13 protein-coding genes are annotated in these 15,571 nt (G+C 70.3%); 9 read left to right on the top strand and 4 right to left on the bottom strand.

Annotated features, from left to right (window positions below; all coding sequences use genetic code 11):
- The first annotated feature begins 88 nt into the window (after positions 1 to 88).
- From EJC51_RS33945 to EJC51_RS33920, 6 genes are all read left to right on the top strand, one after another.
- Positions 89 to 484 carry a DUF742 domain-containing protein gene (locus tag EJC51_RS33945; protein ID WP_030611532.1) on the top strand — a complete coding sequence of 132 codons (396 nt, stop codon included), beginning with the start codon at positions 89 to 91 and terminating at the stop codon, positions 482 to 484.
- Positions 465 to 1,040 (top strand): GTP-binding protein, encoded by a 576-nt coding sequence (locus tag EJC51_RS33940; RefSeq protein ID WP_015657619.1) that lies wholly within the window; start codon positions 465 to 467, stop codon positions 1,038 to 1,040. The genes EJC51_RS33945 and EJC51_RS33940 overlap by 20 nt, the downstream gene beginning before the upstream one ends.
- A 379-nt stretch (positions 1,041 to 1,419) precedes the next feature.
- Complete coding sequence (locus tag EJC51_RS33935) at positions 1,420 to 4,728, top strand: sensor histidine kinase (protein WP_126274550.1); 3,309 nt, start codon at positions 1,420 to 1,422, stop codon at positions 4,726 to 4,728.
- A gap of 10 nt (positions 4,729 to 4,738) precedes the next feature.
- Positions 4,739 to 5,152, top strand: coding sequence for a roadblock/LC7 domain-containing protein (locus tag EJC51_RS33930; protein ID WP_004983065.1), 414 nt, complete (start codon positions 4,739 to 4,741; stop codon positions 5,150 to 5,152).
- Positions 5,153 to 5,258: 106 nt separating this feature from the next.
- Entirely contained in the window at positions 5,259 to 5,846 is a 588-nt protein-coding gene (locus EJC51_RS33925) for a DUF742 domain-containing protein (protein WP_126274549.1), read from the top strand.
- Positions 5,827 to 6,408 (top strand): GTP-binding protein, encoded by a 582-nt coding sequence (locus tag EJC51_RS33920; protein ID WP_026248371.1) that lies wholly within the window; start codon positions 5,827 to 5,829, stop codon positions 6,406 to 6,408. The genes EJC51_RS33925 and EJC51_RS33920 overlap by 20 nt, the downstream gene beginning before the upstream one ends.
- 149 nt (positions 6,409 to 6,557) lie before the next feature.
- Here EJC51_RS33920 and EJC51_RS33915 read toward each other — a convergent pair whose 3' ends face one another.
- The 3 genes from EJC51_RS33915 to EJC51_RS33905 all read right to left on the bottom strand — a co-directional run bounded on the left by EJC51_RS33915 (position 6,558) and on the right by EJC51_RS33905 (position 10,837).
- Positions 6,558 to 6,746: an acyl-CoA carboxylase epsilon subunit gene (locus tag EJC51_RS33915; RefSeq protein WP_126274548.1), complete on the bottom strand. Its 189-nt coding sequence runs from the start codon at positions 6,744 to 6,746 to the stop codon at positions 6,558 to 6,560.
- Positions 6,747 to 6,792: 46 nt separating this feature from the next.
- A complete protein-coding gene (locus tag EJC51_RS33910; RefSeq protein ID WP_126274547.1) occupies positions 6,793 to 8,376 on the bottom strand; it encodes an acyl-CoA carboxylase subunit beta in 1,584 nt (527 codons plus the stop codon).
- Positions 8,377 to 8,530: 154 nt separating this feature from the next.
- The gene (locus EJC51_RS33905; RefSeq protein ID WP_208870760.1) at positions 8,531 to 10,837 is read right to left on the bottom strand and encodes a polysaccharide lyase 8 family protein; all 2,307 of its coding nucleotides are present in this window, start codon (positions 10,835 to 10,837) and stop codon (positions 8,531 to 8,533) included.
- A gap of 159 nt (positions 10,838 to 10,996) precedes the next feature.
- On the opposite strand from EJC51_RS33905, the gene EJC51_RS33900 reads away from it, so the two are divergent.
- The 3 genes from EJC51_RS33900 to EJC51_RS33890 all read left to right on the top strand — a co-directional run bounded on the left by EJC51_RS33900 (position 10,997) and on the right by EJC51_RS33890 (position 14,051).
- Positions 10,997 to 11,551 carry a YceI family protein gene (locus tag EJC51_RS33900; RefSeq protein WP_126274545.1) on the top strand — a complete coding sequence of 185 codons (555 nt, stop codon included), beginning with the start codon at positions 10,997 to 10,999 and terminating at the stop codon, positions 11,549 to 11,551.
- A gap of 337 nt (positions 11,552 to 11,888) precedes the next feature.
- Positions 11,889 to 13,079 (top strand): Cmx/CmrA family chloramphenicol efflux MFS transporter, encoded by a 1,191-nt coding sequence (locus EJC51_RS33895; RefSeq protein ID WP_126274544.1) that lies wholly within the window; start codon positions 11,889 to 11,891, stop codon positions 13,077 to 13,079.
- A 186-nt stretch (positions 13,080 to 13,265) separates the two neighbouring features.
- On the top strand, positions 13,266 to 14,051 hold the full coding sequence (locus EJC51_RS33890) for a S1 family peptidase (RefSeq protein ID WP_126274543.1): 786 nt from the start codon (positions 13,266 to 13,268) through the stop codon (positions 14,049 to 14,051).
- A 107-nt stretch (positions 14,052 to 14,158) separates the two neighbouring features.
- Here the strand turns inward: EJC51_RS33890 and EJC51_RS33885 are convergent, their stop codons facing one another.
- Positions 14,159 to 15,529, bottom strand: coding sequence for a hypothetical protein (locus tag EJC51_RS33885; protein WP_126274542.1), 1,371 nt, complete (start codon positions 15,527 to 15,529; stop codon positions 14,159 to 14,161).
- Positions 15,530 to 15,571 lie beyond the last annotated feature (42 nt).

Here is a 15,571-nt window from a genome sequence, read left to right as displayed (position 1 = left end):
AAATCACCGTCGGCCGACACAAACCCCCCACCGGCCTCACCAAGACGGCACGACTGACCGGAAGTTTGCTGTCCCGCCCGGAGGATCAATGACCCCGCCCACCGCCTCTCATGATCCGTACGCGGAGCCGTACGAGGATGAGGGCGACCAGCCGCTGGTACGTCCGTACGCGATGACCGGCGGCCGGACCCGGCCGCGCTACCAGCTCGCCATAGAGGCCCTGATCAGCACCACGGCCGACCCGGCAGCGCTCATGGGCCTGCTCCCGGAGCACCAGCGCATCTGTCATCTGTGCCGCGAGGTGAAGTCGGTCGCGGAGGTGTCGGCGCTCCTGGCCATGCCGCTCGGCGTGGCCCGCATCCTCGTCGCGGACCTTGCCGAGGCAGGGCTCGTCGCCATTCACCAGCCGGGCGGCGACGAGAGCACCGGCGCTCCGGACGTGACACTGCTCGAAAGGGTGCTCAGTGGACTTCGCAAGCTCTGACGGAGGCCGGGCGACCACCTCCGCGAAGATCGTGGTGGCCGGCGGCTTCGGCGTCGGCAAGACCACGTTCGTGGGCGCCGTCTCCGAGATCAACCCGCTGCGCACCGAGGCCGTCATGACGTCCGCGTCGGCGGGCATCGACGACCTCACCCACACCGGGGACAAGACCACCACCACGGTGGCCATGGACTTCGGCCGTATCACCCTGGACCAGGACCTGATCCTGTACCTGTTCGGTACGCCCGGTCAGGACCGTTTCTGGTTCATGTGGGACGACCTGGTGCGCGGTGCGATCGGCGCGGTGGTCCTGGTGGACACCCGTCGCCTGGCCGACTGCTTCCCCGCGGTCGACTACTTCGAGAACAGCGGCCTGCCGTTCGTCGTGGCCCTCAACGGCTTCGACGGACACCAGCCCTACGCGCCCGAGGAGGTGCGCGAGGCACTCCAGATCGGTCCCGACACCCCGATCATCACGACGGACGCCCGGCACCGCTCGGATGCGAAGAGTGCCCTGATCACCCTGGTCGAGCACGCCCTCATGGCACGTCTGCGATAGCACTCAAATCGTCCGCGCCATACGGCAGTTGTCGTAGATGCACCGGAGCCGACTGTGTCCTTTGACACGGTCGGCCCCGGTGTTCATAACGTTTCGGCAGAGGAATCGGGTGGTACGGCCACGCGTCGCGGTCAACCGGTGTCGCTGCGTCCACAAAGGCCCCGTCTTTTGACGGGGCTCGCTCTTTATGACCGTTTTATCTGGGGCTTACATCACTCGGAATCCCCGCACTCCCATGTTTGGACGAGCGCAGGGCCACGTGCTGGAATGCCTGAACTGCCCAATAGTCAAAGACGTACTCATCAGTCGAAGGCGAACTGGGCTCTGAGAGACTGCGGCACAACGTAGGTGCCGACCCCTCCGAGAGGTTGTTGGTCGAGTGAGGCGAAGCAAGAACGGTCCCGAGCCGTCGGCCCGGGGCAACTTCACCCCGCCGCCGCGCGGAGCGGCGCCCGCCCCTGTGCCCGGATCCGAACCAACGGCTGCTCCGGCGCCGAGCGGTGGCCGGCTGTCCCCCCGCAACTGGCGGGTGCCGACCCGGCTGAACGCGATCCTGCTCATACCCGTGCTGGTCGGCCTCGTCATGGGCGGCTTCCAGGTGAAGAGCTCGATCGACACCTGGCAGCAGGCCGAGGACGCCGAGAAGACCGCGCGCCTGGTCCGCGCCGCCCTGACCTACGGCGACGCCCTCTACAACGAGCGCGACACCACCGCCGCCCCTCTCCTGGAGGGCAAGGGCAAGGACGACAAGACGGTCGTCGCCGCCCGCAAGGCCACCGACGAGGCGGCCGACGCCTTCGACGAGGCCGCGCAGAACATGCCGAAGACCGCGGGCCTGGAGCGCCGCCTCCAGCTGTTCCGCGAGGTCGAGGGCGACGTCACGAAACTGCGCGCGGCCGCGTACACGGACGCGCTCCCCGGTGTGCAGACCGAAGAAGGCTACGTCCAGGTCGCGCACCCCCTGATGGAGTTCGCCAACGAACTCGGTCTCGGCACCGGAAACATCACCAGCTACGGCCGTACCGTCTACGCCATCGCGCTGACCAAGGCCTCGCTGTCGCTCGAGCGCTCCATCGGCATGCACCTGCTGATCGCCCCCGGCCCCAAGGCCGAGAGCCTGGCCGCCCAGCGCACCGCGCTCACCTCGTACGCCTACCTCGAGGGCATCGCCATCGAGGAGTACATCGGTGGTGGCACCGAGGCCGACGCCCAGAAGCTCGACACCCTGCAGAAGCAGGCGCAGGCGGACGGCAAGGCGCTGGCCGAGCAGGCCGCGAAGAAGAACCCCGCGTACGTGCCGTCGCCGACCGACACGGCCACCTTCGTCAAGTACGTGGGCTCGCTGACCTCCACCGACAAGTCGGAGCGGCAGGCGCTCGCCACCAAGGGCGTCACCGCGGAGAACTGGTGGGCGTTCAACACCCTCAAGTACAAGACCTACCGGACCATCGAGTCCGACATGAGCGACACCGCGGTGGACGAGGCCGCGAGCATCGCCGACAACGCCAAGCGTGACGCCTTCATCACCGGTGCCGCCGTCGTGGTCGCCCTGCTCGCCGCGTTCATCCTGGCCGGCATGGTGGCCCGCCAGATGTCCCGCTCGATGCGCCAGCTGCGCAACGCCGCCTTCGGTATCGCCGAGCAGCGCCTGCCGATGCTGGTCGACCAGCTCTCGCGCACCGACCCCGGCCGCGTCGACACCCGGGTCGCGCCGATCCCGATCAACTCGACCGACGAGATCGGCGAGGTCGCCCGCGCCTTCGACCAGGTCCACCGCGAGGCGGTCCGGCTCGCCGCCGAGCAGGCCCTGCTGCGGGGCAACATCAACGCGATCTTCACCAACCTCTCGCGCCGCAACCAGTCGCTGATCGAGGGCCAGCTGACCCTGATCACCGACCTGGAGAACAACGAGGCCGACCCGGACCAGCTGGAGAACCTCTTCCGCCTGGACCACCTCGCGACCCGTATGCGCCGCAACGGCGAGAACCTCCTGGTCCTCGCCGGCGAGGAGCCGGGCCGGCGCTGGGACCAGCCGGTCCCGCTGGTCGACGTGCTGCGCGCCGCCTCCTCCGAGGTGGAGCAGTACGAGCGCATCGAGCTCTCCGGCGTCCCGGAGGCCGAGATCCACGGCCGTGCCGTGACCGACCTCGTGCACCTGCTCGCCGAGCTCCTCGAGAACGCCACCACGTTCTCCTCGCCCCAGACCAAGGTCCGCGTCACCGCGACCCGGCTGCCCGACGGCCGCGTGATGATCGAGATCCACGACAAGGGCATCGGCCTCACCGCCGAGGACTTCGCGGACATCAACCACAAGCTCGCCAACCCGCCGACCGTGGACGCCGCGATCTCGCAGCGCATGGGCCTGTTCGTGGTCGGCCGGCTGTCCGACCGGCACGGCATCCGGGTCCAGCTGCGCCCCTCCGGCGAGCAGGCCGGCACCACCTCGCTGGTCATGCTGCCGGACGCGATCACCCATGGTGGCGGTGGCGAACAGCAGGCGCCGGTCGACGAGTTCACCGTCTCGCAGATCATCCCGGAGCAGCAGTACCAGGGCGAGGACTTCAACAACGGCCTGCCGATGCGGACGGCCGCCGAGCTCGGCTTCGACGACAGCCGCTACAGCACCGAGGTCCCCGACGACATCCGTGAGCTGGACCCCGTGGGCCGCTCCCTGATGCGCGAGGAGCGCCGCGCCGCCCTGGAGGCCCAGGCACACCCCGCGCAGCCCGGCCAGGAGGCGCCCGCGGCCCCGTCGTACGGCGACGAGTTCGACGCCCGGCCGGCCGGGTACGACAACGGCCAGGGCGGCTACCAGGAGCCCGCGTACGAGGAGCAGCAGGCGGCGTACACCGAGCCGCAGCACGCCGCGTACGAGGAGCCCCGGCAGCCGTCGTACGACGAGCAGTACTACGCGCCGAACGGCGGCCTGCCGCAGCACGACGCCTTCTCGTCGAACGGCGGCGGCTACCCCGAGCCCGCGTATGCGGAGCCCGTCCAGGAGGAGTCCGCGCCCGTCCAGGCCTCCGCCCCCGAGACCTTCCCGGCCTTCGAGGAGCGGCGTTACCAGGACGACTGGCCGCAGCAGGACACCTTCCAGAACGGCTACCAGGACCAGTACGCTCCCGAAGCGGAATCCGTGCAGGCCGCTGACGCGGGTGAGCGGGACCACGTAGGCTTCGACCGTCCGGGACCTGCCCCGTCGTCCGTCCACGAGCTGACCGACGCCGGCCTTCCCCGCCGCGGATCCACCGGTGGCGGAGCGAACGGCACGAGCAGCGCGAACGGTACGAACGGCACGGGCAGCGGTACGACCGACCTGTTCGGCGCGCGGACCGTGAGCCAGGAGTCGGCGTCCTCCGCACCGGAGAGCAACGGCACCGGCGACTGGCGCTCGGCCAACGACGAGCGCTGGCAGCAGGCATCGGCGCTCCGTAAGCCCAAGGCGGGCGGGGTCACCTCCTCCGGTCTGCCGCGGCGGGTGCCCAAGGCCAACCTGGTCGAGGGTGCCGCCGAAACCACCCCCCAGGGGGGCCCACAGGTCTCCCGCGCTCCGGAGGACGTCCGGGGCAGGCTGAGCAACCTGCGCCGCGGTGTCCAGCGGGGTCGCAGCGCAGGCAGTGAAACGAACGGCCAGGCCACCAGGAATCAGCACGGTGGTCCTGACAGCACCTACAACCAGGAGCGTTAGTGTGAGCCCGATGAGCCAGGCGGCGCAGAACCTGAACTGGTTGATCACCAACTTCGTGGACAACACCCCCGGGGTGTCTCACACGGTGGTGGTCTCCGCCGACGGACTCCTTCTGGCGATGTCCGAAGGCTTTCCGCGCGACCGCGCCGACCAGCTTGCGGCCGTCGCCTCCGGTCTGACCTCGCTGACCGCGGGTGCCTCGCGCATCTTCGAGGGCGGCAGCGTGAACCAGACGGTTGTGGAGATGGAGCGGGGATTCCTGTTCATCATGTCCATCTCCGACGGTTCCTCGCTCGCGGTGCTGGCCCACCCCGAGGCGGACATCGGTCTCATCGGGTACGAGATGGCCCTTCTGGTGGACCGTGCGGGCACGGTCCTGACGCCCGATCTGCGTGCGGAGCTCCAAGGGAGCCTGCTCAACTAGCTCAACTAACAGACAGACGGTGCGTTTTGGCGTCCCGGGGCCGTAAGGTTTCGGGACGCGGCTCCACAGTGATGCGGTGCCCGGCACAGTCGGAGGAGGAGAGAAAGTGGCAACACCCCCAGGCGGTTCATCGTCGGGCAATTGGTCGTACGGCCCCGGACAGGGCCAGAACGACGGTGCCCACAACCCGAACCGTTACAACTTCCCCTCCGCACCCAGCCAGCGGCAGCCGTACGCGCCCCAGAACCCCCAGGGTCCCGGGCCGTCGCCGTACGACCAGCCGCCCGCGCCGCGCATCCAGCCGGTGCAGCCGCAACGACGCGCCCCTGAGCCGGCGCCCGCAGGGGCGTCGCACAACCCCCTGGTGCGCCCGTACGCCATGACCGGCGGCCGGACGCGCCCCCGCTACCAGCTCGCCATCGAGGCGCTGGTGCACACCACCGCGCAGCCGCACCAGATGCAGGGCCAGTTGCCCGAGCATCAGCGGATCTGCAACCTCTGCCGGGAGATCAAGTCGGTGGCCGAGATCTCGGCCCTCCTGACGATCCCTCTCGGCGTGGCCAGGATCCTCGTCGCCGACTTGGCGGAGGCGGGACTGGTCGCGATCCATCAGCCCGGCGGCGACGAGAACGCCGGCGGCCAGCCAGACGTGACACTGCTCGAAAGGGTGCTCAGTGGACTTCGCAAGCTCTAGCGGCGGTCCTTCCCGCTCCACCACCTCGGCGAAGATCGTGGTGGCGGGTGGCTTCGGCGTGGGCAAGACCACGTTCGTCGGGGCCGTTTCGGAGATCAACCCGCTGCGCACAGAGGCCGTGATGACATCCGCGTCGGCGGGCATCGACGACCTCACCCACACCGGAGACAAGACGACCACCACGGTCGCGATGGACTTCGGCCGTATCACGCTCGACCAGGACCTGATCCTGTACCTCTTCGGTACGCCGGGCCAGGACCGCTTCTGGTTCATGTGGGACGACCTGGTGCGCGGCGCGATCGGCGCGATCGTCCTCGTGGACACGAGGCGCCTTGCCGACTGCTTCCCCGCGGTCGACTACTTCGAGAACTCGGGTCTCCCCTTCGTCATCGCCCTCAACGGCTTCGATGGCAATCAGCCGTACAACCCGGACGAGGTCCGTGAGGCGCTCCAGATCGGCCCCGACACCCCGATCATCACGACGGACGCCCGCCACCGCGCGGACGCGAAGTCGGCGCTGATCACGCTGGTGGAGCACGCGCTGATGGCGCGCCTGCGGTAGGGACTGCGACGCGACACGGCCCCTGAGCCTCTCCAAGGAGGCTCAGGGGCCGTTGTGTTGACCGGTCGCACGTTCGGCGATCTCCATGCAGACAGAAGGCCCCGACCGCCCGTGACGGGCGGTCGGGGCCTTCTGTCTCGCTGTGGGGCTCAGTGCCAGCTGTGCGGGGCGCGGAAGCCGCCCTCGCGCTCCAGGCGGCGCCAGCCGGCCTTGGGGCGGCGGTGGGCCGGGGTCTCGGCGGGCCGGGCGGCCGCGCGGGCCAGGAGGAGGGCCGTGATGGCGGCGACTTCCTCGGGCTCGGCGTGGCCCTTCTCGACGCGGATGTCAGGGGTGCTCATAGGTCACAGTCTCCGTGAGAGAGGTTTCCGCAGCGGTACCTGTGGGTTACTGCGGGGGGTTGCCGTGCTTGCGGGAAGGCAGGTCGGCGTGCTTGGTCTGCAGCATCGCCAGGGACTTGATGAGGACCTCGCGGGTCTCCGCCGGGTCGATCACGTCGTCCACCAGGCCGCGCTCCGCCGCGTAATACGGGTGCATCAGCTCGGACTTGTACTCCTTGACCATCTTCTGCCGCATGGCCTCGGGGTCCTCGGCCTCGGCGATCTGCCGGCGGAAGATCACGTTGGCGGCGCCTTCGGCGCCCATGACGGCGATCTCGTTCGTCGGCCACGCGTACGTGAGGTCGGCGCCGATGGACTGGCTGTCCATGACGATGTAGGCACCGCCGTACGCCTTGCGCAGGATCAGCGAGATCCGCGGCACGGTCGCGTTGCAGTAGGCGTAAAGGAGCTTCGCGCCGTGGCGGATGATGCCGCCGTGCTCCTGGTCGACGCCCGGGAGGAACCCGGGGACGTCCAGGAAGGTGACGATCGGGATGTTAAAAGCGTCACACATCTGCACAAAACGCGCAGCTTTTTCCGACGCCTCGATGTCCAGGACGCCCGCGAGGGACTGCGGCTGGTTCGCCACGATGCCGACGACCTGGCCGTCGAGGCGGGCGAGCGCGCAGATGATGTTGCGGGCCCAGCGCTCGTGGACCTCCAGGTAGTCGCCGTCGTCGACGATCTCCTCGATGACCTTGGCCATGTCGTACGGCCGGTTGCCGTCGGCCGGGACCAGGTCGAGCAGGACGTCGCCGCGGCGGTCCGGCGCGTCCGTGGACTCCACGCGCGGCGGGTTCTCGCGGTTGTTCTGCGGGAGCAGCGAGAGGAGATAGCGCACCTCCGCGATGCAGGTCTCCTCGTCGTCGTACGCGAAGTGGCAGACGCCGGAGGTCTCGGCGTGGACGTCGGCGCCGCCCAGGCCGTTCTGTGTGATCTCCTCGCCGGTCACGGCCTTGACGACGTCCGGGCCGGTGATGAACATCTGCGAGGTCTCGCGGACCATGAACACGAAGTCCGTGAGGGCGGGGCTGTAGGCCGCGCCGCCGGCGCACGGGCCGAGCATCACCGAGATCTGCGGGATGACGCCGCTCGCCTTGGTGTTGCGCTGGAAGATGCCGCCGTACCCGGCGAGGGCGGAGACGCCCTCCTGGATACGGGCACCGGCGCCGTCGTTGAGGGAGACCAGCGGGGCACCGGCCGCGATGGCCATGTCCATGATCTTGTGGATCTTCGTGGCGTGGGCCTCGCCCAGCGCGCCGCCGAAGATCCGGAAGTCGTGCGCGTAGACGAAGACCGTACGGCCCTCGACCGTGCCCCAGCCGGTGATGACACCGTCGGTGAACGGCTTCTTGGCCTCCAGGCCGAAGCCGACCGCGCGGTGCCGGCGCAGCTGCTCGACCTCCTGGAAGGACCCGGGGTCGAGAAGGAGTTCGATGCGCTCCCGGGCGGTCAGCTTGCCCTTGGCGTGCTGTGCCTCGGTCGCCTTCTCGCTCGGTCCGGCCAGTGCCTGGGCGCGGATCTCGTGCAGCTCGGCCACTCGTCCGCGTGCGTCCGTCGGCTCACCCGGCGCGTCATCCAAAACGGTCATGTAGCGACCTTACGAAGCACGGCAAGGAAAGCGGGCCGTCGACTCCGTACAGTCTCCAGCCCGTTTTCCTGGTACCCCTGAACAGAACTCGAGCGGCATGCAGCCATTCCGACTGCTCAGGGGGCTCCCTGCTTGTAGGGGTCGTACAAACCAGTCAGCCGAGAGCCACCTCACATTCGTGCGTGGCGCATGCCCTCCCCGGGGTGACACGGAGGCGCAGACGGCGGTCCGCGCCGAGGATCTCGACCGGGTCGTCGGCCCGGAGGACGGCGCGTACGGGGTGGTCCCAGATGATCTCCAGCGGCTCACCGGTGCGCGGCGGCTCGCTGACGCAGAGGGTAGCGGTGTGACCCCTGCGACGGAGAAGCACGCTCGCGCCCGCTGAGGCGGTCAGCGGTCCCACCGTACCGGCCTGCCAGAAGGTGGCGGCGGTCAGGCCCAGGGCGGGGACCCGGACCGCTTGCCGGGCGCCGTCGTTGGCGAGGACGGACAGCCAGTGCCGGTCGGCGGCCCGGGCGGCGGTCTCGTGGCGGTCGGCGCCGGGCAGGAGGACGTAGACGTACGTGGCGTCGACCGGGTCGGTGCCGTGGTCGAGCCAGAGGGTCTGCCAGCGCCGGGTGGCGCGTTCCGTCGTACTGGTGGCGTTGATGTCGGACCAGGCTCCGGTGCGGTCCTCGCGGAGGGTGCGGAGGGCGCCGTACGGCAGGACGTAGCCGCCGTGGCCTTCGAGGTGGGCCCAGCCGCGGCCGCGTACGAAGGGCTGGGTGCCGTTCTCGCCGAGGTTGCGGTTGTCGACGACCGTCTCGACCGGGACGCCGTCGGCGCAGGTGATGCCGGCGCCCAGGCAGATCACCGCGTCGTCGACGCAGAACCACGACTTGCGGGCCTGGAGGGTGGAGCCGAGCCCTTTCAGGTGCTGGCCGATCGCCGCGTACTCGCCGTCCGTCACTCCTCCGACCCAGCGCACGTCGGGCTTGGGCTCGCCCCACTCGCCGCCGGCCCTGTCGGGGAGGCGGCGGGTGGAGACCGTCGTACCGGGGAGGCGGTACCAGTCGACGGTCGGCCAGTACCAGTCGGTGAACTGGTCTCCGTTGCCCTCGGCCCACCACGCGAGCATTCCGGCGCCCGTGTGCCAGCCGCGCGGGTTCTCGCCGTTGCCGCACTCGTAGTGGGCGATGTGGTCGCTGGCCATGGCGATGTTCGCGACGAAGCGGGGGCGGCGGTGGACGGCGCGGTCCATGGCGGCGAAGAGGTGGTGGCCGGTGGGCGCCGGGGTGGCGGGGGTCGGTGACTCGGCCACCGCCTGGAGCCGGGCCAGGTCCGCGACCCCGAACTGACGGGCCGTCAAGATCGGTGTGACGGTGTCCCGTTCGATCCAGTCCTTGATACGGCCGTACCAGCGCTGTCGCTCCGCGGGGCTCGCGCCGTCCGCGAGGAGGGCGATCGCGGCGATGACGCCCTGGCCGTGGAAGTGGTCGCCGCGCAGGACGTGCCGGTCGTCGCTCTTGAGGTAACCCCGGCTGATGGCCCGGCCGTTGACGCTGTCCATCATCAACCCGTCGTGGATCAGCGGCGCGTAGGCGTGCTCGACGCTGTCGAGGACGATCTGCCGGGCGGGGTCGGTGACCTCCCACTCCGATCCCGCGAGGAGCGCGAAGAGGCGTCCCAGGCCGTCGAGGAGGACCTGGCCGTACGTCCCCGAGTAGGCGACCCAGGTGTGCTGCACGAAGGAGCCGTCGGCGTAGAGGCCGTCCCCCTGGGTGACGTAGGGGAAGACCGGGGAGAGGGCGTCGCGGGCGAGGGCGACGCGGTCGGGGGCGCGGCCGAGGATGCCCCGCAGGGCGACCGAGCGGCACAGGTCGACGCGGTTGGCGCCGGTGGAGGTGCCGGAGTAGTCGGTGAGCATCACGTCGGGGATGAAGTGGTCGACTGCGGCGCAGGCCGCTTGCCGCTGTGCGTCCGTGAGGTGGTCGTACAGGACGGCCGTGAGGTCCATGAGCAGGCGGGGGCTGCCGATCTGCCATTCCCACCAGTTGCCGTAGCGGGTGGTGGCGGGGTTGTAGATCGTGGCGGAGAGGTGGTCGAGGCCGCGGATCACGTCCGTGAGGAGGGCGTCGTCGCCGGTGGAGCCGGTGCCGGGCTGGGCGTGGGCCTGGGCCATCGTCCACAGGCGGCTGTAGCTCTGGGTGATGCCGGAGGGCGGGTCGTAGGGGCGGTCGGGCCACAGGGAGCCGGCGGTGGGGGCCATGGCGGCACGGAAGGCGCGGGCCAGTGCGCCGGTCTCGGCGAGGCGGGAGGCGTACGGCTCGGCGGCCGGGTCGTAGCCGGTGCCGAGGGCGATGTCGAGCCAGCGGTGGCGGAGGCCGGCGTAGGGGTCGTCGGGGTCGGCGGCACGACTCACCGAGGTGCTGGTGGCGACGAGGGTCGCCGCGAGTAACAGGGCTCTGCGGGTGAGTCTCATGGAGTCACCGGGACGTGGGGTCATGCCCTGGGCATCTACCACCTCGGCGTCATCGCGCCAACACATTGCGGATGATGTTGAAACTTGAATGGAATAGGTCTACCGTCGTCCGTGTTGGTTAGTTCAACGTTCAACTTACACACTCCGAGGGAGCACACCATGGCGAACACCGACCTGACCGCCCTGACCGGTGACTACACCATCGACGCCTCGCACTCCACCATCGGCTTCACCGTCCGGCACGCCATGGTCACCAACGTCAAGGGCAAGTTCGACGAGTTCAGCGGCTCGCTGCACCTCGACGGCGCCGACCCGTCCGCGTCGACGGCCTCCATCGACGTCAAGATGGAGAGCATCGACACCGGCTCCGCCGACCGTGACGGCCACCTCAAGAGCGCGGACTTCTTCAAGATCGACGAGTTCCCGACCATGACCTTCCGCTCCACCAAGGCGGAGGCGCTCGGCGACGAGGACTACCGGATCACCGGTGACCTGGAGATTCTCGGCACGACCCGGCCCATCACCATCGACCTGGAGTTCAACGGCGCGGCCAAGGACCCCTTCGGCAACGAGCGCGTGGGCTTCGAGGGCAAGGCGGAGATCAAGCGCTCCGACTGGGGCCTGACCTGGAACGCGGCCCTGGAGACGGGCGGCGTGCTGGTCTCCGACAAGATCAAGCTCCACTTCGACATCTCGGCGATCAAGAACGTCTGATGCCTCCGCGAGAGCGCCGGTGAGTCGCCATGACGCACCGGCGCTTCGCGCTGTCATGGGAACCGCTGCTTTTCCATCCCTGCTGACCGCTGCTTCTCCATCCCGGTTGACCGCTGCTTCTCCATCCCGGCTGATCTCCGCTTTTAATCCCTGCGCGGGTGGCCTCGGACCGAGTAACCTGCCCGCGTGTCCAGCCCCGAGGCGTCCAGACTCCGGCCACCGGCTCTCCGGTGGCTGTTCGTGATGTCGGGCTGACAGGCCCCGCTCCGCGCTGCCCGGACGGCCGGTACTTCGTGCCGTGTTCGACTTCTTCTGCTTCGGGTTGCGGAGTTCCTTCATGCCGTTTGCGCTGTTCCTGCTGGGTGTCGCCGTGTTCGCCCAGGGGACGTCCGAGTTCATGCTGTCCGGGCTGCTCCCGGACATCGCCCGTGAGCTGCACGTGTCCGTCGCGGACGCCGGTGCGCTCACCTCTGCCTTCGCCGCCGGGATGGTGGTGGGGGCGCCCCTGATGGCCGGGCTCGCCCGGCGCTGGTCGCGGCGCGGTGCGCTGCTGGGGTTTCTGGTCACGTTCCTCTGCGTGCACGTGGTGGGCGCGGTGACCGGAAGTTTCGCCGTTCTGCTCGCCACCCGGGTCGTGGGCGCGCTGGCCAACGCCGGGTTCCTGGCGGTCGCGCTGGTCACCGCGGTCGGGATGGTGCCGCCGGACGCCAAGGGGCGGGCCACCTCGATGCTGCTGGGCGGGGTCACGCTGGCCTGTGTCGTGGGGGTGCCCGCGGGGGCGCTGCTGGGTCAACTCTGGGGCTGGCGCGCCGCGTTCTGGGCGGTGGCGGTGCTGTCCGTACCGGCCGTGGTGGCGGTGGGCCGGTCGGTGCCCGGCGGTGCCGCCCCGCAAGGCCCCGCGCTGGGGGGTGAGTTGAGGGTGTTGCGCGAGCCCGGGGTGCTCGCCCTCCTCCTGCTCGGCGCGCTCGTGAACGGGGCGACCTTCTGCACGTTCACCTATCTCGCGCCGCTCGTCACCGAGGTCGCCCGGCTGGGCGACGGATGGGTGCCGGTCGTGCTCGCCCTGTTCGGGGCCGGGGCGTTCGCCGGGGTGCGGGTCGGTGGGCTGCTCGCCGACCGGCGCCCCGGGGTGACCCTGGCCGGGGGCGGGATCGCCCTGTGCCTCGGCTGGGCCGCCCTCGCGCTCGGCGCCGGGGACCCCGCGGTGCTGCTCGGGCTGGTTCTCGTGCAGGGCGCGCTCGCCTTCGGCGTCGGGTCCACGCTGATCTCCCAGGTGCTCTACGCGGCACCGGGCGCACCGACGCTGGCCGGCGGATTCGCCACGGCGGCCTTCAACGTGGGGGCGGCTTGCGGACCTTGGGTCGGTGGCGTGGTCATCGACGCGGGTGTCGGGGGCGGCGACGGATATCGGGCGCCGGTGTGGGTGAGCGCGGGGCTGGTGGCGCTGGCCCTGGTGGCCGGGGCCGGAGTTCGGGCGGGGCTGCGGGGAAAGCGGGGTGCGGACACGGGAGTTCGTCCCCCAGCGTGACCCGGCCCGTAGCCGCCGGCGTGGCCGGATTGCACCCCTTGCCTCAGCTCTCACGGCGTTCTCATAATCCACCGACAGATTTGACTTGCTCATGCCATCCGATGGGCGGTTCTTTGCTGTGCTGTCTGGCATGTGCGCGTCAGTTCTGTGATCCGAGTACTTCCACCCCCCACGGAAGGCATCACGTTGAAGAGACTCCTCACGGCCCTCAAGAGATGCGCGGCCCTCGGTGCCGCCGCCCTCGCGATCGCCAGTCTTCAGCCCGTCTCGGCCGCGCAGGCCGCTCCCGCGCCCGTCGTCGGCGGCACCCGGGCCGCGCAGGGCGAGTTCCCGTTCATGGTCCGGCTTTCCATGGGCTGCGGCGGGGCGCTGTACACCCAGCAGATCGTGCTGACCGCCGCGCACTGCGTGAGCGGTTCCGGGGCCAACACCAGCATCACCGCGACCGCGGGGGTCGTCGACCTCCAGTCCACCAGCGGGCGCGTCCAGGTCCGGTCCACCAGGGTGCTTCAGGCGCCCGGCTACAACGGCACCGGCAAGGACTGGGCGCTCATCAAGCTCGCCCAGCCGATCAACCTGCCCACGCTGAAGATCGCCACGAACACGCAGTACAACACCGGTGACTTCACTGTCGCCGGATGGGGTGCGGCGCGTGAGGGCGGGGCTCAGCAGCGGTATCTGCTCAAGGCGACCGTGCCGTTCGTCAGTGACGCCACGTGCAGGGCGTCCGGCGGGTCGTACAGCGATCTCGTCGCCAACGAGGAGATCTGTGCCGGGTTCGCGGCGGGCGGGGTCGACACCTGTCAGGGTGACTCCGGCGGGCCCATGTTCCGCAAGGACAACGCCGGGGCCTGGATCCAGGTCGGGATAGTCAGCTGGGGCGAGGGCTGCGCGCGGCCCAACGCGCCCGGCGTCTACACCGAGGTGTCCACGTTCGCCTCGGCGATAGCGTCGGCGGCGTCGACTCTCTGACGGCGACTGCTTCTCGTACGAATCCCGTTTCTCGTACGGCCTTCCGCGGGCCCGGCGCACCCACGCGCCGGGCCCGCATCGCTGCGGCGGGCCCGGACCCGGGTCGCTCAGAACCCTCCGCCGAAGTCCCCTCCCCCGCCGAAGTCCCCGCCGCCTCCGAAGTCCCCGCCCCCGAACCCCCCGCTGAAGTCGTCCGAGTCGAAGTCCGCGCCCGAGACGTCGCCGCCCTCGTAGCCTCCGGGACCGCCGAAGTCCCCGTAGCCGCTGCCGTAGTCGGCGGCGTACGACGGGGTCGCCATCATGCTGCCCAGCACCGTGCCGACCAGCAGGCCGGGGAGGATGCCGCCGCCGAAGTAGCCGCCTGCCCAGGGGCCGTACGCCGGGCCCGCGTCCCAGTAGGGGCGGCGGCCCGCGTCCGTGTCGACCTCACGCATCACGGGGTCGCGGCCGTCGGCGAGGCGGGTGGCGTCGGCGGCGCAGACCGGGACCTCGCGCGGGGCGCCGGACGGGGGTGTCCAGGTGGCGTCCGTGACGGAGGGGCCGTGGCGGGGGTCGAAGAAGCACGGGGCCCGGCGTTCCGGCAGGGGCCTGCCCTCTCGGCGGGCCGCCAGTTGGGCCAGGGAGAAGCGGCCTTCCTCCAGGGCTTGCGTGACCGCTCGTACCTCTTCCGGCTTGCTCACCGCCGCCATCAGGGTCTTCGCCTGTTCGTACGCGTCCAGCGCGCGCTCGTAGTCCGCGCGCATCGCGTCGTCCGCGCCCTTCTCCGCGGGGTGGAAGTCGAGGCGGTCCAGTTCCTCGCCGAACGCGGTGATGTCCTCGTCCACGACCACCCGGAGCTTCTCCAGCGCCGCCCGCTGCTCCTGAGCGTGCCGGCGGCGGTTGCGGCGGACCAGGGCGTAGCCGCCCGCCCCGCCGGCCACCAGCACGGCACCGACCGTGATCAGCGCGCCCGTCGGGACGCCGTTGTCGTCGGAGCCCGTGCCCCAGCTCGCCGGGGCCGAGCCGCCCATGTTCGTCAGCGCGCTGTTCGTGAAGTCGCTCAGCTGGGCCCGGGTGTCCTCGCCCGCGACCGTCGTGACGAGGTTCCGCACGGCCGCGCGCGGCAGGACCGAGGAGTCGGCGCGGGCGTCGAACCGCTCGCCGAGGCGGACCGCGTACAGCCCGGTCACGCCGGTCGCCGTGCGCAGCCTGGTGAAGAGGTTCTGGGTCGGGTAGTCGGCCGGCAGGACCGCGATGAAGAGCGGCTTGTCCGCGTTCTTGATCTGGGCGGCCAGGGTGGCGGCATCGGAGGAGGACAGCTGGCCGGAGGCCGCCGGGTCCACATAGACGGGGCTCTCGCGGAGCGCCTCGGCGATGGTCGAGACGCTCGTGGCGGCGGACGCGGGCGGCGCGAGGGCCGGCCACAGCACGGTCAGGGCGGCGAGCGCCAAGGCCGCCAACAGCCTGGGAAGGCTTCGGGACCGTAGGGCGGACTTCATACTCCGACGCTACCCGAAGCCTCCCAAACCGGGACATCGATC

This window comes from Streptomyces aquilus (genome assembly GCF_003955715.1).
Lineage (GTDB): Bacteria > Actinomycetota > Actinomycetes > Streptomycetales > Streptomycetaceae > Streptomyces > Streptomyces aquilus.
The sequence above is the reverse complement of the archived record's forward strand: the minus strand, read 5'-3'. Positions and strand labels throughout refer to the sequence as shown.